This window comes from Halobellus sp. Atlit-38R (genome assembly GCF_003665925.1).
In the GTDB taxonomy this organism is placed as follows: domain Archaea; phylum Halobacteriota; class Halobacteria; order Halobacteriales; family Haloferacaceae; genus Haloquadratum; species Haloquadratum inordinatus.
This window is the reverse complement of sequence record NZ_QXIJ01000001.1, coordinates 417,434-436,695: the sequence shown is the minus strand read 5'-3', so window position 1 is coordinate 436,695 and position 19,262 is coordinate 417,434. Positions and strand designations below refer to the sequence as shown.

General features: G+C 64.2%; 22 protein-coding genes and 1 tRNA gene. 13 read left to right on the top strand and 10 right to left on the bottom strand.

Features of this window, described 5'->3' with window-relative positions:
* Window positions 1–19 precede the first annotated feature (19 nt).
* A complete protein-coding gene (locus D3D02_RS02255; RefSeq protein WP_121568433.1) occupies window positions 20–550 on the bottom strand; it encodes a hypothetical protein in 531 nt (176 codons plus the stop codon).
* A gap of 184 nt (window positions 551–734) precedes the next feature.
* Between D3D02_RS02255 and D3D02_RS02250 the strand changes: the two genes are divergently transcribed.
* Window positions 735–1,610 carry a CbiX/SirB N-terminal domain-containing protein gene (locus D3D02_RS02250; RefSeq protein ID WP_121568356.1) on the top strand — a complete coding sequence of 292 codons (876 nt, stop codon included), beginning with the start codon at window positions 735–737 and terminating at the stop codon, window positions 1,608–1,610.
* On the top strand, window positions 1,603–2,769 hold the full coding sequence (locus tag D3D02_RS02245) for a DR2241 family protein (protein WP_121568355.1): 1,167 nt from the start codon (window positions 1,603–1,605) through the stop codon (window positions 2,767–2,769). Before D3D02_RS02250 ends, D3D02_RS02245 begins: the two co-directional genes overlap by 8 nt.
* Before the next feature lie 45 nt (window positions 2,770–2,814).
* Here D3D02_RS02245 and D3D02_RS02240 read toward each other — a convergent pair whose 3' ends face one another.
* The 3 genes from D3D02_RS02240 to D3D02_RS20250 are packed head-to-tail and all read right to left on the bottom strand — an operon-like array spanning window position 2,815 to window position 3,787.
* The gene (locus D3D02_RS02240) at window positions 2,815–3,045 is read right to left on the bottom strand and encodes a hypothetical protein (RefSeq protein WP_121568354.1); all 231 of its coding nucleotides are present in this window, start codon (window positions 3,043–3,045) and stop codon (window positions 2,815–2,817) included.
* Window positions 3,046–3,050: 5 nt separating this feature from the next.
* Window positions 3,051–3,515, bottom strand: a complete 465-nt coding sequence (locus D3D02_RS02235; RefSeq protein ID WP_121568353.1) for a DUF5796 family protein — start codon at window positions 3,513–3,515, stop codon at window positions 3,051–3,053.
* Window positions 3,516–3,538: 23 nt separating this feature from the next.
* Window positions 3,539–3,787, bottom strand: a complete 249-nt coding sequence (locus D3D02_RS20250) for a hypothetical protein (protein ID WP_147435566.1) — start codon at window positions 3,785–3,787, stop codon at window positions 3,539–3,541.
* A 111-nt stretch (window positions 3,788–3,898) separates the two neighbouring features.
* Between D3D02_RS20250 and D3D02_RS02230 the strand changes: the two genes are divergently transcribed.
* The 8 genes from D3D02_RS02230 to D3D02_RS02195 all read left to right on the top strand — a co-directional run bounded on the left by D3D02_RS02230 (window position 3,899) and on the right by D3D02_RS02195 (window position 9,673).
* Window positions 3,899–4,465, top strand: coding sequence for a MaoC/PaaZ C-terminal domain-containing protein (locus D3D02_RS02230; protein ID WP_121568352.1), 567 nt, complete (start codon window positions 3,899–3,901; stop codon window positions 4,463–4,465).
* A gap of 49 nt (window positions 4,466–4,514) precedes the next feature.
* Window positions 4,515–5,366: a shikimate kinase gene (locus D3D02_RS02225; RefSeq protein ID WP_121568351.1), complete on the top strand. Its 852-nt coding sequence runs from the start codon at window positions 4,515–4,517 to the stop codon at window positions 5,364–5,366.
* Window positions 5,363–5,662: a chorismate mutase gene (locus D3D02_RS02220; protein ID WP_121568350.1), complete on the top strand. Its 300-nt coding sequence runs from the start codon at window positions 5,363–5,365 to the stop codon at window positions 5,660–5,662. Before D3D02_RS02225 ends, D3D02_RS02220 begins: the two co-directional genes overlap by 4 nt.
* Window positions 5,663–5,821: 159 nt before the next feature.
* A tRNA-Arg gene (locus tag D3D02_RS02215) sits at window positions 5,822–5,896 on the top strand.
* Between the two features lie 526 nt (window positions 5,897–6,422).
* Window positions 6,423–7,079 carry a hypothetical protein gene (locus D3D02_RS02210; protein WP_121568349.1) on the top strand — a complete coding sequence of 219 codons (657 nt, stop codon included), beginning with the start codon at window positions 6,423–6,425 and terminating at the stop codon, window positions 7,077–7,079.
* 118 nt (window positions 7,080–7,197) lie between these two features.
* Window positions 7,198–7,662, top strand: a complete 465-nt coding sequence (locus D3D02_RS02205; protein ID WP_121568348.1) for a hypothetical protein — start codon at window positions 7,198–7,200, stop codon at window positions 7,660–7,662.
* Window positions 7,659–9,056 carry a hypothetical protein gene (locus tag D3D02_RS02200; RefSeq protein WP_121568347.1) on the top strand — a complete coding sequence of 466 codons (1,398 nt, stop codon included), beginning with the start codon at window positions 7,659–7,661 and terminating at the stop codon, window positions 9,054–9,056. The genes D3D02_RS02205 and D3D02_RS02200 overlap by 4 nt, the downstream gene beginning before the upstream one ends.
* A gap of 35 nt (window positions 9,057–9,091) precedes the next feature.
* Window positions 9,092–9,673, top strand: a complete 582-nt coding sequence (locus D3D02_RS02195; protein ID WP_147435565.1) for a hypothetical protein — start codon at window positions 9,092–9,094, stop codon at window positions 9,671–9,673.
* A gap of 432 nt (window positions 9,674–10,105) precedes the next feature.
* Here the strand turns inward: D3D02_RS02195 and D3D02_RS02190 are convergent, their stop codons facing one another.
* On the bottom strand, window positions 10,106–10,576 hold the full coding sequence (locus D3D02_RS02190) for a Zn-ribbon domain-containing OB-fold protein (protein ID WP_121568345.1): 471 nt from the start codon (window positions 10,574–10,576) through the stop codon (window positions 10,106–10,108).
* 20 nt (window positions 10,577–10,596) lie between these two features.
* Window positions 10,597–11,763 carry a 3-ketoacyl-CoA thiolase gene (locus D3D02_RS02185; protein WP_121568344.1) on the bottom strand — a complete coding sequence of 389 codons (1,167 nt, stop codon included), beginning with the start codon at window positions 11,761–11,763 and terminating at the stop codon, window positions 10,597–10,599.
* 157 nt (window positions 11,764–11,920) lie between these two features.
* Between D3D02_RS02185 and D3D02_RS02180 the strand changes: the two genes are divergently transcribed.
* Window positions 11,921–13,489, top strand: coding sequence for a long-chain-fatty-acid--CoA ligase (locus D3D02_RS02180; RefSeq protein WP_233560560.1), 1,569 nt, complete (start codon window positions 11,921–11,923; stop codon window positions 13,487–13,489).
* A 217-nt stretch (window positions 13,490–13,706) separates the two neighbouring features.
* On the opposite strand, the gene D3D02_RS02175 is transcribed toward D3D02_RS02180, so the two are convergent.
* The 4 genes from D3D02_RS02175 to D3D02_RS02160 all read right to left on the bottom strand — a co-directional run bounded on the left by D3D02_RS02175 (window position 13,707) and on the right by D3D02_RS02160 (window position 17,855).
* Window positions 13,707–15,890 (bottom strand): methyl-accepting chemotaxis protein, encoded by a 2,184-nt coding sequence (locus D3D02_RS02175; protein ID WP_233560559.1) that lies wholly within the window; start codon window positions 15,888–15,890, stop codon window positions 13,707–13,709.
* Window positions 15,891–16,480: 590 nt separating this feature from the next.
* Window positions 16,481–16,783: an amphi-Trp domain-containing protein gene (locus tag D3D02_RS02170; protein ID WP_121568341.1), complete on the bottom strand. Its 303-nt coding sequence runs from the start codon at window positions 16,781–16,783 to the stop codon at window positions 16,481–16,483.
* Between the two features lie 158 nt (window positions 16,784–16,941).
* Entirely contained in the window at window positions 16,942–17,367 is a 426-nt protein-coding gene (locus D3D02_RS02165; RefSeq protein WP_121568340.1) for a DUF2267 domain-containing protein, read from the bottom strand.
* A gap of 146 nt (window positions 17,368–17,513) precedes the next feature.
* A complete protein-coding gene (locus D3D02_RS02160) occupies window positions 17,514–17,855 on the bottom strand; it encodes a DsrE family protein (protein WP_121568339.1) in 342 nt (113 codons plus the stop codon).
* 116 nt (window positions 17,856–17,971) lie between these two features.
* Between D3D02_RS02160 and D3D02_RS02155 the strand changes: the two genes are divergently transcribed.
* Together D3D02_RS02155 and D3D02_RS02150 are read left to right on the top strand one after the other, a co-directional pair.
* Window positions 17,972–18,559 (top strand): thymidine kinase, encoded by a 588-nt coding sequence (locus tag D3D02_RS02155; protein ID WP_121568338.1) that lies wholly within the window; start codon window positions 17,972–17,974, stop codon window positions 18,557–18,559.
* An 18-nt stretch (window positions 18,560–18,577) separates the two neighbouring features.
* Window positions 18,578–19,180, top strand: a complete 603-nt coding sequence (locus tag D3D02_RS02150; protein ID WP_121568337.1) for a YIP1 family protein — start codon at window positions 18,578–18,580, stop codon at window positions 19,178–19,180.
* The last annotated feature ends 82 nt before the right edge of the window (window positions 19,181–19,262 follow it).

Below are 19,262 nucleotides of genomic sequence, written 5' to 3'. Positions count from 1 at the left end.
CGTCGGAAGCGAGCGCGGCTCAGAGCTCCGAAACCGACGCCAGCGCATCTTCGACGGTTCGGAGCGCGCTCGCGCCGTCGCTCCGCGGGACGACCACGACGAGTTCGTCGCCCGCGACGCCGGCGGCGTCGACGAGGACGTTCTCGGCCCGAAGTCGACCCACGACGGCCGTGAGTGCGCTCGCGTCGACCTCGCCGTCGACGACGATGGCGGTGAGGCTCCCGTCGGCGGTGACGACGGCTTCCTCACCGACCGACAGCAGTGCTTCGGCGTCCGCGTCGAGATCCAGCGATCCCGAATCGTCGGTCCCCACGTCGACACCCGCGAGTCCAACCCCGCTGCGCATTCGAACGACGACGTCGCGCTCCGCCGTTTCGGCGGGTTCGAGGTCGTCTGCGAAGCGCCGCAGCGCCGTCGCGATCGAGTCGGTGTCGCCGTCGACGTCCAGCGACTCCGCGGCGGCCGCGTAGTTCACTACGCCCGCCCGGAGCGCCTGCAAGAGCCAGGGACGGGCCCGAACGGCGGCCCGCGTCTCGGCGGCCAGTGACATACCGGACCCCTCGGACGACGGGGAGAAAAGTCCGCGGATCTCCGTGGTCGGGGCGATAGAGACGGGGCGCAGATGTGCACCGTCTTCCACCGATCCGACAACCATCCAATTTCGGCTTCCGAAATCTGAAAAATCGTTCGCGGAACCCGAAGTCCCTAAGGGCGCTCCGTCCTCAGAGCCGGGTATGCAAGCGCTGGTAATCGTGGCGCACGGGTCGCACCTCAACCCCGATTCGTCGACGCCGACGCACCGCCACGCGGACACGATCCGCGCGACGGGCGCGTTCGACGAAGTGAAGACGGGCTTTTGGAAGGAGGAACCCTCGCTCAGAGAGGTCCTCCGCACTGTCGAATCCGACGAGGTGTACGTGGTCCCGCTGTTCATCAGCGAGGGGTACTTCACCGAGCAGGTGATTCCGCGGGAACTCCGCCTGTCCGGCTGGGACGTCTCAGAGTGGGACTCAGACGGCCTGAGCGCCGACACTGCGACGCTGGTCGCCGAGGACACGGGCCAGACGGTCCACTACTGCGGGCCGGTCGGCACCCACGAGGCGATGACCGACGTGTTGGTCCGCCGCGCGGAGACCGTCACCGGCGACCCGAACGTCGGCGAGGGCTTCGGCTTCGCCGTCGTCGGCCACGGGACCGAGCGCAACGAGAACTCCGCGAAGGCCATCGAGTACCACGCCGACCGCGTTCGCGAGATGAATCGCTTCGACGAGGTGCAGGCGCTCTATATGGACGAAGAGCCCGAAGTCGACGACGTCACCGACTACTTCGAGGCCGAAGACGTCGTCGTCGTCCCGCTTTTCATCGCGGACGGCTTCCACACGCAGGAGGACATCCCGGAGGATATGGGCCTGACCGACGACTATCGGACGGGTTACGAGGTCCCCGCCGACGTCGACGGCCACCGGATCTGGTACGCCGGCGCCGTCGGAACGGAAGGTCTGATGGCCGACGTGATCCTCGAACGCGCCGCCGACGCCGGCGCGGAGATCGAAGCCGCCATCGAGACCGTGCGCGAGGAGACCCGCGAGACGCCGGCGGCGGGTGACTGACGTGCACGACGAGCAACTCGACGCCTTACTGGCCCGCCTCGAATCAGATCCGGACCCGGTGGAATTCGACGGACTCTTCGCGGACATGGACACGAACGTCGACGCGAGCGACGACGGCGGCAGCTACACGCTCGACGTCGCGTCTTCCGACGAACGCCACGAGAACCTCTCGGAATCGGCGTTCCGATCGGTTGCCGGCGACGACCACGTCGCCCCCTACGTCACGAACTGGTACTACTGGGAGGTGGTCGTCGGGGACCGCGGACGCCACCGACGCGCCTTCCTCCGGCACGCGGAGGCCGCGTCCGAGCATTCAGTTCCCGACCGCTACGCGGCGCTCCGCTCGGGGATGCACATCGAGTGGGGCGAGGTGCTCGTCACGGCGACGCTCGGCGAAGACGGGCAGCGGCGCTACGAGATCCGTCACGCCGATGACCGCGACGCCGAGGCCGACGACCTCGATACCTACCACGACCCGCTCGACGCTCGCGACATCGCCACCTACGACGACCGCGGTCGGTACCGGCCGCTGAAGACCGCCCCCTCGCTCGTCTCGGGGTGGGTCTTCCCGGACCTCGACGGTCGCGACGCGGTCGAGACGCTCGACGTCCTCTATCCCGCGTCAGTCGCCAACTGGAACCTCGAACGCGAGGGCGACCTCGACGTGACGCACTGGCACGAGACCGCCGAGCGCCAGACCGGGATCTACGGTGTCGTCGAGGACCTGCCGGCCGAGGCCGTCGATTGGATGGCCGAAGCCTGCTGCGTCGATTCACAGTGTCTCAAGCGCCGCGAGTGGGAGTACGACGAGGGACACGAACTCGACGCCGACGGCGGTACGGGGGCGTTTCCCTGCCGAGAACCCTGTTCGCTCGTCGTCGCGGCCGCGCGAAAGTGGACCAAACTCGAAGCAGAGGAGACGCACACCTACGAGTTCGAGCTGACGCCCTCCGAGAAGGAACAGGTCGAGGCGATCGTCGACGCCGTCGCCGACGGCCGCACCGAGGAGATCCGCGAGGCCGACGTCTACGAGGGCGCGAACCGCTATCGAGCGCGCTTCCTCCGTGCGAAGCGCTTCGACGAGGACGGGAACCTCTCGGGAACGCCGACGCACCCCGAAGATCACGGGGCGGACGCGGAACACGACGACGGGCACTGAACCGGATCCCCGGCGCAGGTCCGTCGCGTGCGATCGTGCTCCTGTTTACTGTTCCGCGAGCAGTTTCTCGGCGTGGTCGAGCGACTGCGCGCGCTGCCACCGCACTTGCGCAGCGTCGCCGTAGGCCAGCTCTTCCCGAAGCTCGTCCGGCAGAAAGCCCGCGACGGCCTCGACGACGTCGCCGTCTTCGTCACCGAATTCGACGAGTCCGTACGCGTCGGGAGCGCTCCCGACAGTCTCTCGCGTCAACGGCTGCCACCGTTTTCTGAGTGCCATCGGGATCAGGCGTCGCCGCTTCCGTCGGCCTCGCCGCCGGCGCTCTCGGTCACGAACTCGTAGGACTGTTCGCTCCAGTCGTCTTCGACGAAGACGAACACGCGCCCGCGAGCCACCTCGGGGTCGGCCTCGACTTCGGTCCGCATCCCGCCGGGACGACGCACCGTAACGCCGGGGAAGACTTCTTCCTCCTCGCCGTCATCGAGGATGACCCGTCCGACGCCCGTCGATTCGAGGACGTCGTCGTGCGTCTTCAGGTCGTTGACGTACATCATCACGCCCTCGGTCTCGGTCGGATCCGTCACGAGGACGTGCGTCTCCTTCTTCGGCGGCGTGGTGAGCGTGTCGGTGACGGGCTCGGGGACGCCCCGGTACAGCGTCGTCCGGCCGTCGGTGTACTCGACCTCGACGCCGTGATCGAGGAGTTCGACGCCGACAGTGCTCGGCGGGACGTCGTTGCGCGCGCTCATACCACGGTGTTCGCGTGGGCCGCTCAAAAGGGACGCGATGGCATCTCCAGGCCCGCGGTGAGGTGTCGGACGCGCCCGAGTAGTGGTGAAGTGTAGCGCCCAGGTGAGTCAGTCGAGGGCGACGACGGCGAGTCGGTTCGAAGCTGCGTGAGCGCGCCAGCGCCGCTGCCGGGACCGCCAGCGACGAGGAGTCGCCGCCGTGATATCGCGCGCTCGGCCCGCTCGCGGACGGAGGGGTCAGCAGGTACATCGCCGGCCGCGTCGGAGACCATACCACACGGCCCGCGTCGGCGTGTACGTGTCTTTGGCACGACCGGGAGTGCTCACGACGTCTCCGCACCGAGAGCGCAGCGGCTTTGACGGCCGGCGTCGAGTGCTCTCGTATGACTGACCACGATCCGGACGTTTCTGCCCCGACTGCAGCGGGCGAGCACGTCACGCCGCTCGATTCCGACGGCGCACCCGACAATGAGACGGCAGCGGACCGGCTGACCTACGAGGAGGTCGCCGTCGGGGACCGTTTCGTGGCCGATCGGACGGTCACGTTCACGCGCGATTCGATCGTCGACTTCGCCGGGAGGTACGACCCTCAGCCGTTCCACATCGGCGACGACACCGACGCAGCGTCGCCGTTCGAGGGCCTCGTCGCCAGCGGCCTCCACAGTTTCTGCGCCTGCAACCGCCTCGCGACGGAGGCCTTCTTCGGGCGCGTCGCGTTTCTCGGCGGCCGTGGCGTCGACGACCTGCGGTGGCACCGGCCCGTCCGCCCCGGCGATACCCTGTCCGTCGACGTGGAAGTCGTCGACAAGCGAGTCTCCGAGTCGGACTCCCGACGGGGATACGTCGACGTCGACGTGACCGGGCGGACCTCGGCGGGCGACCCGGTCGTCACCTGGCGCGTGCTGGGGATGATCCGGCGGGGTGGCGCTGTGTCGCCCGGCGAGACCTGATCCGACAAGCAACCGCTACACCTTTTACGGCGGTCGATAGCTATCCTGTATGTACGGCCGAGCAGTCGCACTGGGCGCGGGGACGGTGCTGAACGCCCTCTCGACGGGCGTCGGGTCGGCGTTCGCGATCGACGCCGAAACGACTGCGACTGTCGAACTCGATGACTCCGCGACGGTGACGGGAACGATCGCCGAAGACGACGACGCCGACACCCGGCTGATCGAACGGTGCGTCGAACTCGCGATCGAGACGTACGGCGACGGCGAGGACTACGGTGGTACCGTCCGGACCGAGAGCGACGTCCCGATGGCCGCCGGACTGAAAAGTTCGAGCGCCGCAGCCAACGCGACCGTCCTCGCCACTGCCGCCGCACTCGACGCAGCACCGGATCGCCTGGAAGCCTGCAAACTCGGCGTCCAGGCCGCCCGCGACGCCGGCGTCACCGTCACCGGTGCGTTCGACGACGCTTCGGCGTCGATGCTCGGCGGCGTCACCGTCACCGACAACGACGACGACGAACTGCTCGCCCGCGACGAAGTCGAGTGGGACGTCTTGGTCTGGACGCCGGCAGAGCGCGCCTACAGCGCCGACGCGGACGTCGAGCGCTGTGCGAACGTCGCACCGATGGCCGAGTTGGTGGCCGACCTCGCGCTCGACGGCCGCTACGCCGAGGCGATGACGGTGAACGGACTGGCCTTCTCGGCGGCGCTCGGCTTCTCTGCGGACCCCGCTGTCGAAGCGATGCCCCACGTCGACGGCGTCTCGCTCTCCGGTACTGGTCCGAGCGTCGTTGCCGTCGGTCAGGACGACGGACTCGACCGCGTACAGGACCTGTGGGACGAACGCGGCGGTCACACGTGGCGCACGACGACGCGAACTGATGGAGGACGAACCCTATGACACAGAACGAACCTACAGCCCCCGAAGACGCTTCCTTAGACGAACTGCGTGCAGAAATCGAAGACATCGACCGCGAGATCGTCGAGTTGATCGCGCGGCGGACCTACGTCGCCGACTCGGTCGCACAGGTGAAAGACGAACGCGATCTGCCGACGACCGATGAAGGCCAAGAAGACCGCGTGATGGAGCGCGCCGGTCGAAACGCCGACCACTTCGACGTGGACTCGAATCTCGTAAAAGCCGTGTTCCGCCTGTTGATCGAACTGAACAAGGTCGAACAGCGCGAAAGTCGCTGACGGCGTCTCTCGAAGTTCTCCTCGCTGCATCCGAGAGTACGATCCGCCGGTAGGCGGGCGTACACAGCCACCCGACCACGGTGTTCGAGCGAACAGTGGAGAGCAGGGCCGAATCGAATCCGTGGGTTTAAACCGTCCGACCTCGGTATCCAGCAATGAGGGCGCTTAGCTCAGTTTGGACAGAGTGCTTGGCTTCGGACCAAGTTGTCGCGGGTTCAAATCCTGCAGCGCCCATCTTCTCGCAACGCTCTTCGAAATCAAGAGAGGCGAGTACGTCACTCGGAGTACTCAACACTACGAGAACACACCCCGTCGTCTTCGTGTGAGTCAGAGCCGTATAGACGCTGACGCTGTCGTGGTACGGGAGGCGGGGGCTCCTCGTCCCGCATCCCGTGGTACTTGACGAACCCTGATAGGCGGCCTTCCCTACCATTTTCCGCTCGTGTCTCTCCCGATGAGGGAGGATTAAACGTCCCGTACCCGTCGCGCCGTTGCCGCGCGCACCCCGCCGTGACGGCACGGTACCGAGCGGGTATTCGCGTCATCTCCAGACGGTGTATATGGGAGTTATACACACGGTAATGGCGGGTGAATAGCTGATTAACTGTTCTTTTATCTCGACGCAGTCGGGCGTTTTTCTACAATCACCCGTGTGAAATTCGGGAGATTTCTCGTGGCGGTGGAAGCGGTCGTCCTGGTCTGTAACTTCCGTCCTAAGCCGGTTAATTATCTAATACTTATCGTTTCTTGACCCTGGTGTATGCCAGAAAAGACAAACAGAAACGAGATCACCACATCCGGTGAGTTCGAGTGGCGGTCCGTCCCGGACTCGAACAGTGGCTCGGAGCGCGGTCACCTGACGTTGGTTGCGTTCGTGGCCGTCACGGTGGTGTTCGGCAGTCTGGGGATGGCATTTATGTCGGCCCCAGCGAGCGCGAGCACCTCGTTCACCGCGAACGATGTGTCGGCTACGACGGCCAACGGGAAGCTGAATGAGCTGACGGTGGCACCGAATGGGACCGTGAGCTACTCCGGGCTCGAACAGGAACCCTCGGGGGTCACGGTAACCGTCGAGGTCAAGGGGGGTTCGGCATCCGACTGGAAGGAGATCAGCTCGAAGAGCCACAGCGCGACCGGACTCAGTGGCGAAGTCAGCTACGACTTCAGCGAGACGAGACTGCTGCAAGACACCTCGATGAAGCCGAGCGATTTCAGGGCGACCGACGGCAGCTCGGGGTCGACCGACGTGCAGATCCGCGTGACTGCAGTTGTCGAAGATGCAGGACCGAACGGTGACGACGTAACGACGACGAGCACGAATACGTTCGCCGTCACGGTCGAGAACAAAAAGGCCGGCGCCGGCGTCGGCGGCAAGGCCAACACGGGTGCGGGCGGCCCCGGGGGAGGACAACCATGATTTCGACACCCACTCGGCGAGCGGACGTGCTGCGTTCGACACTCGCTGAGCGCGCGGACGTGCTGCGTTCAACACCCATTCAACCGGCCGACGCTCGCCAACGCGGGAGGTCACAGCGATGAGCGAATCCGAGAAGCCGATGACAGACGTGACGCTCCCGGGTATGGGGGGAAGTACGGTGAGCGTGTACCGTCTCTGCGACGACGAGTCGTCGTCCCTACTGGCGTTTCCACCCACTTCGGTCGGCGTCAACGAGCTTGACCCGACGCACCCGCTCTGGAACCTGACGTGGTTCCAGTTCACCGCGAGTGTGAACGTGTACGTCGTCGTCGATCACGGGAAGGCATCGATCCATACCGGTCCCGATCAGTTGGCCGGCGTAGTCCCGCATCTGACAGACGCCGAGCAGGACCTCGCCGCAGCGTGTGGCATCGCAGACAGAGGCGAGCGAGAGACGACGTGGGTCTGCCTCGTGGACCAGACCGGGACGGTACAGTCGAGGTGGGCCACAGACACGGAGGGCTTCGACCTCGACGCCGTTCACGAAACGATTCGCGAAACCATAACGGAGAATCCCCAATGAGTATCAAAATGACCGATCTGCAGACCGAAGAGCAACGAGTCGAGAAGACAGTCAACGGCGTGACCGTTCGGAAAGAACTCAGAGAGACCGAGAGCGGCATCACGGTGGTCGTGTTCACGCTGATGAACGGGCGCGACGACGAGGTGGCAGTCGATCTCGACGAGCCACTCCCGGAGGATTTCTCAGTTGAGAAGGTCGGTCTCCATCCGGAATACAACCCCGACAGGTGGACAGTCACCAAGGAGCGGCTCATTTTCGAGGCGATTATCGACGGCGGCGAGGGACTCGTCACCCTGTACGGGGTCGACGTCGAGTCCGCCGAGAAGGCGAGACCGTTCCTCACGGACCCGCAGGTGGATACGAGCATCCCCCTCGAAGACCCACTCGACGACGACGGATCGACCGAAGACACCAGCGGCAGCATCAACCACGACGAGCTCGCGGATCACTTCTCAGAACTGGACGACGTGACCGGCGAGGGCTCCGCGGCCCTAAGCACGTCCGCGGACGGCGGCACGGACGTCGTCGAGGACGACACATCCCACGCCCGCCCCGCCGGCGTTGGTGAAGAAGCCGAGGCGGCCGACGAGGCCAAGAACGGCGAGAGTGACGAGACCGGAGCTGCTGCGTCGGAGGCGGCCGAAGAGGTGCGCCCGGCCGACGACGAGGTCGATCTGGAGGAGGCCGGCAGCACCAACGGGACGTCCGACGCGACCGGTGCCACGGAGGAGGTCGACAGCGAACAGGCAGAGAAAGAACCGGTTGATCAGGGGGATGCTGCGGCGACCGAAGAGGAGAGCGGGTCGAATGACGTGCCGGCCGACGCGTTGACCCGCGACGACCTGCTCTCCTGTCTGGTGGACGAACTCGAGGACCGAACCCTGACCTCCCGCGAGCGGTCGGTGCTGGTCGAGTCCCTCGGCGTCGGCAAAGTCAACACCCTCGACGCCCGACTCCGTCGCACGCAGCGGACCGTAGAGGATCTTTCTGCGTACGAGGACGCGCTCGCGGAGTTCATCGAGCACAACGGCGGCGCCGCCCAGGTCATCGACGAGCTCCGTACCGAGATCGACGAGCTGCGCGGCGACGTGGCAGCCATCGAGGACGAACTGGGGGAGACTCACGAGAAGGTGGCCGCGCTGCAGTCCGATATGGACGCGACGTCCGACGCCGTCGAATCGGTCCGGGGCTCGGTCGAAGAACTGGAGGTCGACCACGAGGACGCCGTCACCGGGCTCGAAACCGAACTCGACGAACTCGAGGACACCGTCGAGGATCTGTCGGCGTCTCACGAGTCCGCCATCAGCTCGTTGGAGTCGGACGTCGAGTCCTTCCGCGACTGGCAGCGCTCCCTCAGTGAGGCCATCGAGTTCACGTTCACCGACGAGGAGTAGCGTCTGACGAGACATTTATGTTTTCTGGGTCACATATGCCTGAACGGTTACGGAGCATCGTGGGGGGAGAACGTATCTTACGCGGGCGGCACGACGGCCGCCACAAAAAGCAGCTAGCTGACCCTGCAGAGGAGGTCGGGCAGTCTGAACTCCATCAGATACTGTCCAACGAGCGGCGACGCAGGCTCATCAGAGAGATCGTCGAAAACGAGGACGAGGAACTGACCGTCAGCGAACTCTCCGAGCGACTCGCGGCGCAAGAGTCTGGCACCGAACCCGCCCCCCGGAAAGTCCGTCACAGCGTCTACGTAACCCTGCGGCAAAACCACGTCCCGAAGCTCGACGACCACGATGTAGTCGAATTCGACGACGAGTCGAAAAGCATCGAACCGAACGAGCGGACGCCAGTCTTCTACCGACTCATCGACGAGACAGACAGGACGGAGTGGCCCTCCGAACGCCACGTACTACTCGCGCTGCTCCTCGGGACGGCACTGGGTCTCGTGGGCATCCTGGACGCCTTGCCACTTGGGCTCTTCACCGAGCCACAGGTCGCCGGGGCGTTCGCCCTCTGGCAACTGGGGCTCGTCATCGTCCTCAAGCGGTACTCCACCTGAGTGTGGACGACCCACGATTAGTCCCGCAACCCGTTCTCGAATCGTGTCGCGCTGCCCCAGTTCTTCTCGTGGTGACGTTCCGTGTGGTCTGTCTACCCGACGCGGAGACGCAGGGGCGACCGTGTGCTGGCGACGGTCGAGCAGGCACTGTCGCGACCGCCATCGAGAGGTCAGTCGGAACCCTCGCTGGACGAAGCAGGGATTCGAATCGACGCGACAAACAGCAGATCGCGCAGGCTACGTTCCTCGTCGATGGAGCACACCACCTCAAAGCGGCACGCCAACGAGTTTGACTCCGGTTCCAGGAGGTTCACTATGGAAGTTGGAACGCCACCGAACGTCTGGTTAGAGAAGCCACCGACAGCAGAACCGCGGCTCCAGGCCTTCGCCGTCCGGTGGAAATGCCAAACGTGACACGAGGGTTCTGTCCATTCAGATCAGCTCGAAGACGTGGATCGGCCACTCCTCCTCGTAGGACAGATCGAAGTCCGGATCGATATCGACCGTCTCGGGATCACGGATTTGGAGTTCGACGCGGTCTCCGATGGTGACGTCCTCGAGCGAAGCGTCGACACGACCTGTCAGCCGAGCCGACGAGTCGAGTTCGACCACCGCGACGGTGATCGGTGCCAAGTGATCAAACGCGGACGGGGGTCGGTTGACCGACGTGTACGAGATCACCTCGCCGGTCCGGGGCTGTTCCGACAACGTGACTGCCCGGCTGCCACAGTCGTAACAGGCGGGACGAGGCGGCAGCAGGTGTGTCTCACACTCCGTACAGCGGGCGGCCACCAACCGGTCCTCAGCCAACGCGGCGAAGAAGCCGGGGAGCGTGAACGGCGAGTCGGCGGTGATGTCTTCCGGTACGAGCGGTCCTGTCGTCGTGGAGTTGGTGTCTGTCATCGGTGAAGTACTCTCTTCGGTCATTGTGCAGTCAGAACGTGGGCCACAGTATGGGCGTCTGCGACGCCACCTTCGTTGATGAGCAGCGCGGTGTCGGCGTCGGCCACTTGCCGCTCTCCGGCCCGTCCGGTGAGCTGTTCGTAGGCTTCGACCGCCTGCAACAGCCCGGTCGCCCCAATCGGGTGCCCTCGGGCCTTCAGTCCGCCGCTGGTGTTGATCTGGACGTCGGTCCAGCCCGCCGATCGGTCCTCGGGATCCTCGACGGTCTCGATTCCGCGACCCTTGGGGGCGAACTCGGCGGCCTCGGCCAGCAGTGCCTCGCAGACGGTGAATGCGTCGTGAACCTCCGCGACGTCGATATCCGCGGCGCCCACGCCGGCGTCCTCGTAGGCGGTCGAGGCAGCGACGTTCGCCCCTTCGACGAACGTCAGGTCGCGCTCGGCGACGGCGAGGTTGTTGGCCGCCGAGCCAACGCCGGCTACGCGAACCGCGTCAGAACGGCTCTGCAAGTCGGCCGCCACCTCGTCGTTCGCGACGACGACGGCTGCGGCACCGTCGGTAACGGGCGCACAGTCGTACAGTTTCAGCGGGGGAGCGACGTCGGGAGCGTCCATCGCAGTCTCGATATCGACTACCTGCTGGAACATCGCCCGTGGGTTGGCCGCCGCGTTCTGGTGGTTCTTCACGGCGATCTGTGCCAGGTCTCGTTCCGTCGCGTCGGTTTCGTGGAGGTATCGCCGCGCGAGCAGGGCGTACGTGGCGGGCGCGGTGATCCCGGACCGCTGTTCTAAGGCACGCTCGAAGGCGGCCCCGAGCGCGTTCGTGGCCCCTTCGGTCCCGCCGGCGGTCATTTTCTCGACGCCACAGGCCAACACCGCGTCGTGGACGCCCGCCCGAACGTCCCGGACTGCGTTCTTGAGCGCGAGCGCACCTGCGGCCGCACACGCTTCGACGCGCTCTGCGGGGACGTTCCGCAGGCCCGCCCATTCGGCCATCAGTGTTCCCTGCATAATCTGGTTCTCGTACCGTTCGGACTGAGCGCCGACGTACAGCCCGTCGACGACATCGGCCGGGTCGGGCAATCCTTCGAACGCCTCGGCCAGTGCTTTCGAGAACAGGTCGCGGCCGGGCAGATCTGTCTTGCCCAGCGGGGACGAACCGACCGCGATGAGATGAGCTGTAGACATCTCCTATAGTTCCTCCACTATTGATATTAATAGTTTGGCTGCGAAGCCGTTCGGCGTTGTTTCAGGCCGTCACAACCGGATCGCCGCCGGTTCGGTGTCGCTCGGAGAAAGAACTTTACGTCCCACTGTCACTCGTTGGCATACTGTGAATCGACCGATGACGACGCTCGACTTCCTCGACAGGGGGGTCGACATCTATGGCGACGTCGTTGGCGTGATCGCCCACGACGGCACCGAGTACACCTACGCCGAGTTCGGCGAACGCGTCGACCGCGCAGCGGCGGCGCTCGCAGATCTCGGCATCGAGAAGGGCGACCGCGTGGCGTTGCTCTCGCCTAACACGCACTGGTTTCTGGAGACGCTGTTCGCAATCAACGTCCTCGGGGCTATCTCGGTCCCGCTCAACTACCGGCTCATCGCCGAGGACTACGAGTACATCCTCAACGACTGCGGCGCCCGGGCGATCATCGCTGATCACGAGTACGCCGAGAAGGTCGAAGCGGTCCGCGGCCAGGTCCCTGCCACGGCGTTCGTCGCCAATCCGGCCGACCGCGTCGACGGCGACTGGCGCGACTACGAGTCACTTCTGGAGAGCGCCGACCCCGGCACGGTCGAGCGCCCCGACATCTCCGAGGACGACCCCGCGACGATCAACTACACGAGCGGGACGACCGGCGACCCAAAGGGCGTCGTCCGGACGCACCGTACCGAACACTGGCACGCGCTGATCACCACCCACCACACCGAGGTCAGCGACGACGACGCTTACCTCTGGACACTCCCGATGTTCCACGTCAACGGCTGGGGCTATCCCTACATCATCACCGGTGTCGGCGGGACACACGTCTGCCAGCGCCACTTCGACAGCGAGGACGCCTTCGAACGCATCCACGACCACGACGTGACCTACCTCTGTGGCGCGCCGACGGTCCTCGACCAGATGGTCGACCATTATCAGACCCACGACATCGCGGCGACCGGTGACAAGCCAGTCAGGATCGCGACCGCGGCCAGCCCGCCGCCGGAGGCCACCATCCGGACCGTCGAGGACGAACTCGGCTGGAACATTTTGCACGTCTACGGGCTGACCGAAACCGGCCCGCTGATCACGACGAGCAACTCGCCGCGCCGGATCGAGAGCGAGGGTCGCTTCGCGATCAAGACCCGCCAGGGCCACGCTATGCTCGGGACCGAGCTGCGCGTCGTCGACGAGGCCGGCGAGGACGTTCCGACCGACGACGAGACGATGGGCGAGATTGTCGTCCGCGGCAACCAGGTTATGGATCGCTACTGGAACAAGCCCGAGCGGACCCGCGAGGCCTTCTCTGGCCGTGTCGACGGGTGGTTCCACACCGGCGACTTCGCCACTGTCGACGAACGCGAGATGATCTCGATCAAGGACCGCAAGAAGGACGTCATCATCAGCGGCGGCGAGAACATCTCCAGCGTCGAGGTCGAGGACGCCCTCTACGACCATCCCGACATCGAACGCGTCGCCGTGATCGGCGTCCCCCACGAGAAGTGGGGCGAGACGCCCAAAGCAATCGTCGTGCTCGCCGACGGCGCCGACCTCACCGAGGAGGGGGTCATCGAGTTCGCCCGCGACAACCTCGCACACTTCAAGTGCCCGACCGTCGTCGAGTTCGTCGACGGCCTCCCCGAGACCTCCACTGGAAAGGTCCGCAAGGTCGAACTTCGGGAGTCCCACGGCGACCCTGTCGAGTGATCTGTCCGTTCCGGTTCCTGCCGGCGGCTTTCGCTTCCAAGACGGGACGGATCCATTCGAAAATATGATTTCCAGATGACCATTTCGTTCGGCTGTAGACTATCGTAGCAGTTGCACGTCTTCACGCCCCTGATCGCCCGACAGCGTGTGATCGGGTGCGCTATCAGTTACAAATGCTACTATAGGTACTCGGCGCTGTCGATCGATTCGTTCGCAGTCACGAACCAGAGGCCATCGCAGCATCTGTCTGCTCTCCTGGTTCAGGCGAATTTGTGGCCGCAGGATTCCCAGTCTCACCCGAAAGCTCGAAGGATTCCAGCAGTGCCGTCAGTTCCTCGGCGCGTGTCGAGAGTCCCTCGATATCCTCGCGAATCCCCTCAATTGAAGTGGTTTGCTCGGCTGCTGACGTTGCAGCCGCATTCGCTTGCTCGCTCGTTTTCTGACTGATCTTTGACACCCTGTCAGAGAGACCCGCCACTTCCTGCGTCGAGGCCGCTTGCTGTCCAGTCGTGTCGTCGATCGTCTGAACCCCAGCATTTACTTCGTCGAGGTCGTCGACAACCGCTTCGATGTCCTCCATCGCGTCCTCGATAGTGTCGGCGCCGCCGACGACGCGCGTCTGCATCGTCTCGACGTTGTCGACCGCTTCGGCCGTCGCGACGGTGACGCTCTCGATTGACTCTTCGATCTCTTCCGTACGATCTGAGGTCTCCGCAGCGAGCGATTTGATCTCGTCGGCGACGACCGCAAACCCCTCGCCGGCGCCCCCTGCGCGAGCCGCTTCGATCGACGCATTGAGCGCGAGAATGTTCGTCTGATTGGCGATCTCGTCGATCGTCGAGACAACCTCGTTGATCCCTTTGACCTCGGATTCGAGGGCCTTCACCGTCTCTCTCGTCTCGTCGGCGACGTGGGTCATCTCGTCGAGCGTATCGAGGGCTTCGAGGGCGGCGTCGCGAGACTCGTCGCCGACCGCGGCCGCGGATTCAGACCGACTCGCGAGTTCGTCGGTCTGTGCGGCGACCTCCTCGACGCTCGCAGAGAGGTCTTCCATCTCCGCGGAGATATCTTCGAGGAGGTCGTGTTGTTCTGCGGTGCCGTCGGCGATCTCGCCCGTGGCCTCGCTGACGTTCTGACTCGACGCAGCGATGTCTTGCGCCCCGCTCGTAACCGTCTGACTCGTGTCGTCGACTGCCTCGGAGAAGCGCCGGATCTCACGCATCGCCGCCTCCATTTCGTCCATCATTTCGTTGAACTGCGCTCCGATCGCGGCCATCGCCTCGGTTTCGGCGTTTGTGTCCATTCGGACGGTGAGGTCGCCGTCGGCGGCGCGGTCCATCACGTCCCCGTACTCGCCGGCTTTCGCCTCTAGGGATGCAGAGAGCGATTCCGAGCGTTCGATCCGCTCGCGAAGTTCCGAGCGCATCTCATCGAACGCGTCGTAGACAGCCGCCACCTCGTCGGTCCGGTCCGTCTCTAGCGTCGCGTCCAAGTTGCCGTTTGCCAGTTCCGTCGCGCGGTCACGGAGGCGACGCATCGACCCGATCGTCGACCGACCGAAGGTGAGTCCGAAGAGAGCGAACCCAACTAGCGAGACTCCCGTTATCAGGGCGAGACTTCGATGAACGGCCCGCGTGACCGCGTACGCCTCCGATTTGGGCTGTTGGACGAGCGCAGCCATCTCAGTCCCGCTGACGGGAGCGTACGCGACGATCGTTCCGTCGTCGGTCGCAGTAAGACCGGTCGTTCCGTTCAACCCCCGCTGGAGGTGAGACACGCTGGCCCCGTAGGCGTACGTCGACCCAATCGCGTCCGTCCGCTGGGAGAGTTTGACCGTCCCGTCCTGATCCACAATCTGCACGTACGACGAGTTCGAGGCGGTCTCGAACATCGCCGAGCGCTTCTCAACGTCGACGGTGACGACGACGACGGTAGTCATCTGCTGTGTCGGCGTGGCGAAGGCGATCAGCGTCTCGCCGTTCCGCTCGTACACTTCGGATACCGCGACTTCCGTCCAGTCGTTGAATGCCAGCTTTTCAGTGTCTCTCGACCCCTCGACCCAGGTGTATCGGTCCTGTTCGAACGCCCTGTTCCTGCTCGAAACGTTGGTGCTCGCGACGTACCGACTGCTGGGCAAGTCGACGACGTGGATGGCACGAGCGTCTTCCGGAAGCGAGTGGAGGTCGCTCGTGATGACGCCCTGGGCTGTTCCCCCCTCGTCGATGAGGCCACGCTGGGAGAGCATCTGCGCCGATTGCTCGTACGTCGCGAGCCACTGCTCCGTCTCGTAAGCCTGTTGCTCGGCTTGCATCGTCAACTGAGATTCGACGGACTCTTCGACGAGTCCCGCGACTCGGTGTTCGGCGTAGAATCCCACGCCACTGACGAGCAACGCGAGCACAACTGTAAGAAGAAAAAACTTTCTGAGGATACTCTTTCGAACCGGCTTCGGGACGAGCAAGTCCAGCATCTACGTTGTCCTGACCAATTGGCTGACTAATTTATTCTGTCCAAATTATACGTTCTGATATCGTATCATTAGGCGAACCGAGGGCTATTTTCGTCTATATTGCTGACGCTAGGATAGATTCAAAAATTGACCTACTATCTCTGGAATATACGGCTATCCAGGAGTGACGTAACCGGCTGAAAAATGCGCTTTTGCGGCCAAACTCACATATTTCGTGGGGGAAATTTTAATACCATTTTTATTATCTTTATCGTAGATGTGGTAGGGCTATCGAAACGGATACAGCACAAATATCATAAAATTTTTATGTGACTTTTAACTACCATTATTGATAGACGGTTTCTTGATGAGATACTAACGACGTGGTGTCGCTGAGAATCTGTCTCTCTCCTCGTCTTTCGGCCACCATCGCCCTGCGAGAGACGAGATATTCGTGTTCGTAAGTATCAGATATATAAAATGAATCGGTTACTCGATATCGACAATATACCCTCTATGGAGTAGTCGCTCCCTTTTCGGATTCACTCGCTTCCTGCAGAGTCACCGGTTTCCTGCTGCTGTTGGGCCTCTACGTCGTCGGAGTGGGCTTCGCGCCACCAGACCAACTCGAATTCGATGCTCTCTTTCGATTCTGTGCCGCTTTCTACGGGGTCGGATTCGCCCTCCAGTTTGAACGTCACCGAATCAGTCGGATCCACCTGCATCTGTCGACCTCCCAGTTCGAGCGCGAACTCGCCGCCCCCTTCGAGTTGATCTGCCAGGTCTCGGAGGTACGCCGCGACTTCAGCGCGTGTCTTCTCGGATTCGGTTTCGATCTCGGACATAGCTGTATAGACGGGTGACACGACGATGAATGATGGGAGTTTTCCCAGGCCGTAAGAACGCTCGGCGTACCGAATCACCGCTCGAACGCCAGAGAACGAACGCGTTGCGCGCCGGTGTACCTACGAGGGTCGATCACAGCGGACGCCACCGCTCGGGATCAAGCCTCCTGCTCCTGCCAGCCCCCGGCGTCGAGGACCGCGAAGAGTTTTCGCCAGTTCTCGTCGTCCTCGGCCTCGGGCAGTTGATTCCGGAGTTGTTGTACGTCCGAGTCCGGCACGAGCGTGCTCACGAGGTCGATGATGACCTGGGCGTGGTACGCGGCGTCGGAGCGCTCGATCCCCTCGATCTCGCTGACCCGGCCGACGAACTCCGTCCAGTCGAACCGCTGGCCGTGCTCGTGGACTGCGCCCGTCAAGTACCACTTGATCTCCATCGGGAGCGAAGCGGCGAGGTCCTCGGCGTTCCCTTCGGGGATCCGCTGTCCGAGCGTCGTCAACGTCGCCCGGATCGCCCGCACTGCTTCGCCCGTCCCGGGGAGTTCGAGTCGGTGCTGCACCTCGCCGGTGAATTCGTCGAAGTTCATAGGAATCGCCCGCCTCAGAGTACGTGAGGCCGACTCATAATTGCTCGCGTAGTTACCATTCGCTTGTGAATGCTGTGGGTGTCGACCGCTCTCGGTGGCGTCGACAGCGAGGGTCGAACCGGACGTCGCACTGTCCGAGACGGCAGTCAGGGGACTTTCAGATACGCGTAGCCGTCGCTCTGGAGGCGCGTGAGTTCACCGACCCCCGACGGCACGAGCTCGACGTTCGAGAGGAGATCGGACTTGGCGATGTCGTGGCCACGGACGGAGTTCCGACAGCCGACACACCGGACGCCCGTGCTTCCCAGTCCGCGAATCTTCTCCGAGAGCGGCGCACCGGCCTCGAACAGCCAGATCGCTCCGCCGTTCGCGAGCAAGACCGCGTCGTCGACGTCTGCAGTCTCGTCTTCGAGGAGGTTGCGGACGTTCTGAACCGCGTGTTTCCAGTCGTCGACGTCGCCGCTGGAGACGTGGAATACGACCTGCATACAGGTGCGTACACCGGACACCGTTTAGAAGATTGGTGTCTGCCGACGCCATCGCGACCCCCCGGGGCGCCCCGAATGAACAACCGTTTTGCCGCTCGACCGCGCTCGAACGTGGTATGCACGCCATCACGAACAGCGGGTGGATCGAGGTCGTCACGGGCTCGATGTTCTCGGGGAAGACCGAGGAGGTCCTCCGTCGACTCCGCCGCGCGGAGATCGCGGGCCAGGAGATCGCGGTGTTCAAGCCCGCCGTCGACGACCGCTACGGCGAGACGACCGTCGGCTCCCACGTCGGTCGGCAGTGGGACGCCTCGGTCGTGCCCAGCGAGGGCGACGGGATCTGGGAGATCCGCGACCAACTGAACGGGGAAGACGTCGTCGCAGTCGACGAGGCCAACTTCTTCGGCCCGGAACTGGTCGCGGTCTGTCAGCGTCTCGCCGACGACGGCCGGCGCGTGCTCGCCTCCGGCATCGACCAGACGTACCGCGGCGAGCCTTTCGAACCGCTCCCGCAGTTGATGGCCGTCGCCGAGTACGTCGACAAGCTGCAGGCGATCTGTTCGCAGTGCGGCGAGCCAGCGACCCGAAATCAGCGGCTCGTCGGCGGCGAACCGGCGCACGTAGACGACCCGACGATCGTCGTCGGGGCCGAGGAGTCCTACGAGGCGCGGTGCCGGAACTGTCATACCCTCCGCCGCGACTAATAGAACGTAGAGACGACCGTGACGACCTGGGTAGAGAATCCGAGTGGTGGGCGCGAGCGCGGGCCGCGCGGGATCGCGCGGGCGTGGATCGAGGTACTCGTTCGACCGCAGCAGTTCTTCCGAAACGGCGTCGCCCCCGGCGATCAGGCGCCCGGACTCGTCTTCGGCGTCGCAGTCGCCGTGGCGTATACGATCGGCCTCTTCTCGTTCGCGCCCGAACGAATCCCGGCGCTCGCCGGCGGACCGGCGGTCTCGGCGCTCATCGCGCTGACGGCCGTCGCGCTCGTGATCGCGCCCGCGACCCTCCACCTGACGGCGGCGCTCCAGACGGCCATCCTGATGATCGCCGTGCGTGATCGTGGCGGAGTCAGCGAGACGGTACAGGTGATCGCCTACGCCGCAGCGCCCTGCATTTTTGTCGGGATCCCGTCTGCCCCGCTCCGGCTGGTCTGCACGCTCTATGCGGCCGCGTTGCTCGTCGTAGGGCTCCGAGAGGTACACGGGACGACCACGGGACGTGCCGTGATCGCGGCCGCCGTTCCGGCGACGCTTCTTTTCGGGTCCGCGTTCGGCGGCGTCGACGCCGCGATGGCCGTCCTCCGGCTCGCGGGGATCATCTGAGAGGGAGTGTCGTCCCCGTTCAGAGATTCTCTCCGCACCGTCCGGCGAGAATCGGTGCAGACGCACGTTACTCCCCTTGAGG

What these genes read in the sequence shown, in the direction of transcription:
- D3D02_RS02200 (WP_121568347.1), top strand. Translation starts at nt 7,659, where the DNA reads ATGAGTATCAAAATGACCGATCTGCAGACCGAAGAGCAACGAGTCGAG.
- D3D02_RS02160 (WP_121568339.1), bottom strand. Translation starts at nt 17,855, where the DNA reads ATGCAGGTCGTATTCCACGTCTCCAGCGGCGACGTCGACGACTGGAAA.
- D3D02_RS02170 (WP_121568341.1), bottom strand. Translation starts at nt 16,783, where the DNA reads ATGTCCGAGATCGAAACCGAATCCGAGAAGACACGCGCTGAAGTCGCG.
- D3D02_RS02220 (WP_121568350.1), top strand. Translation starts at nt 5,363, where the DNA reads ATGACACAGAACGAACCTACAGCCCCCGAAGACGCTTCCTTAGACGAA.
- D3D02_RS02180 (WP_233560560.1), top strand. Translation starts at nt 11,921, where the DNA reads ATGACGACGCTCGACTTCCTCGACAGGGGGGTCGACATCTATGGCGAC.
- D3D02_RS02240 (WP_121568354.1), bottom strand. Translation starts at nt 3,045, where the DNA reads ATGGCACTCAGAAAACGGTGGCAGCCGTTGACGCGAGAGACTGTCGGG.
- D3D02_RS02210 (WP_121568349.1), top strand. Translation starts at nt 6,423, where the DNA reads ATGCCAGAAAAGACAAACAGAAACGAGATCACCACATCCGGTGAGTTC.
- D3D02_RS02205 (WP_121568348.1), top strand. Translation starts at nt 7,198, where the DNA reads ATGAGCGAATCCGAGAAGCCGATGACAGACGTGACGCTCCCGGGTATG.
- D3D02_RS02235 (WP_121568353.1), bottom strand. Translation starts at nt 3,515, where the DNA reads ATGAGCGCGCGCAACGACGTCCCGCCGAGCACTGTCGGCGTCGAACTC.
- D3D02_RS02165 (WP_121568340.1), bottom strand. Translation starts at nt 17,367, where the DNA reads ATGAACTTCGACGAATTCACCGGCGAGGTGCAGCACCGACTCGAACTC.
- D3D02_RS02250 (WP_121568356.1), top strand. Translation starts at nt 735, where the DNA reads ATGCAAGCGCTGGTAATCGTGGCGCACGGGTCGCACCTCAACCCCGAT.
- D3D02_RS02230 (WP_121568352.1), top strand. Translation starts at nt 3,899, where the DNA reads ATGACTGACCACGATCCGGACGTTTCTGCCCCGACTGCAGCGGGCGAG.
- D3D02_RS02190 (WP_121568345.1), bottom strand. Translation starts at nt 10,576, where the DNA reads ATGACAGACACCAACTCCACGACGACAGGACCGCTCGTACCGGAAGAC.
- D3D02_RS02195 (WP_147435565.1), top strand. Translation starts at nt 9,092, where the DNA reads ATGCCTGAACGGTTACGGAGCATCGTGGGGGGAGAACGTATCTTACGC.
- D3D02_RS02255 (WP_121568433.1), bottom strand. Translation starts at nt 550, where the DNA reads ATGTCACTGGCCGCCGAGACGCGGGCCGCCGTTCGGGCCCGTCCCTGG.
- D3D02_RS02155 (WP_121568338.1), top strand. Translation starts at nt 17,972, where the DNA reads ATGCACGCCATCACGAACAGCGGGTGGATCGAGGTCGTCACGGGCTCG.
- D3D02_RS20250 (WP_147435566.1), bottom strand. Translation starts at nt 3,787, where the DNA reads ATGGTCTCCGACGCGGCCGGCGATGTACCTGCTGACCCCTCCGTCCGC.
- D3D02_RS02225 (WP_121568351.1), top strand. Translation starts at nt 4,515, where the DNA reads ATGTACGGCCGAGCAGTCGCACTGGGCGCGGGGACGGTGCTGAACGCC.
- D3D02_RS02185 (WP_121568344.1), bottom strand. Translation starts at nt 11,763, where the DNA reads ATGTCTACAGCTCATCTCATCGCGGTCGGTTCGTCCCCGCTGGGCAAG.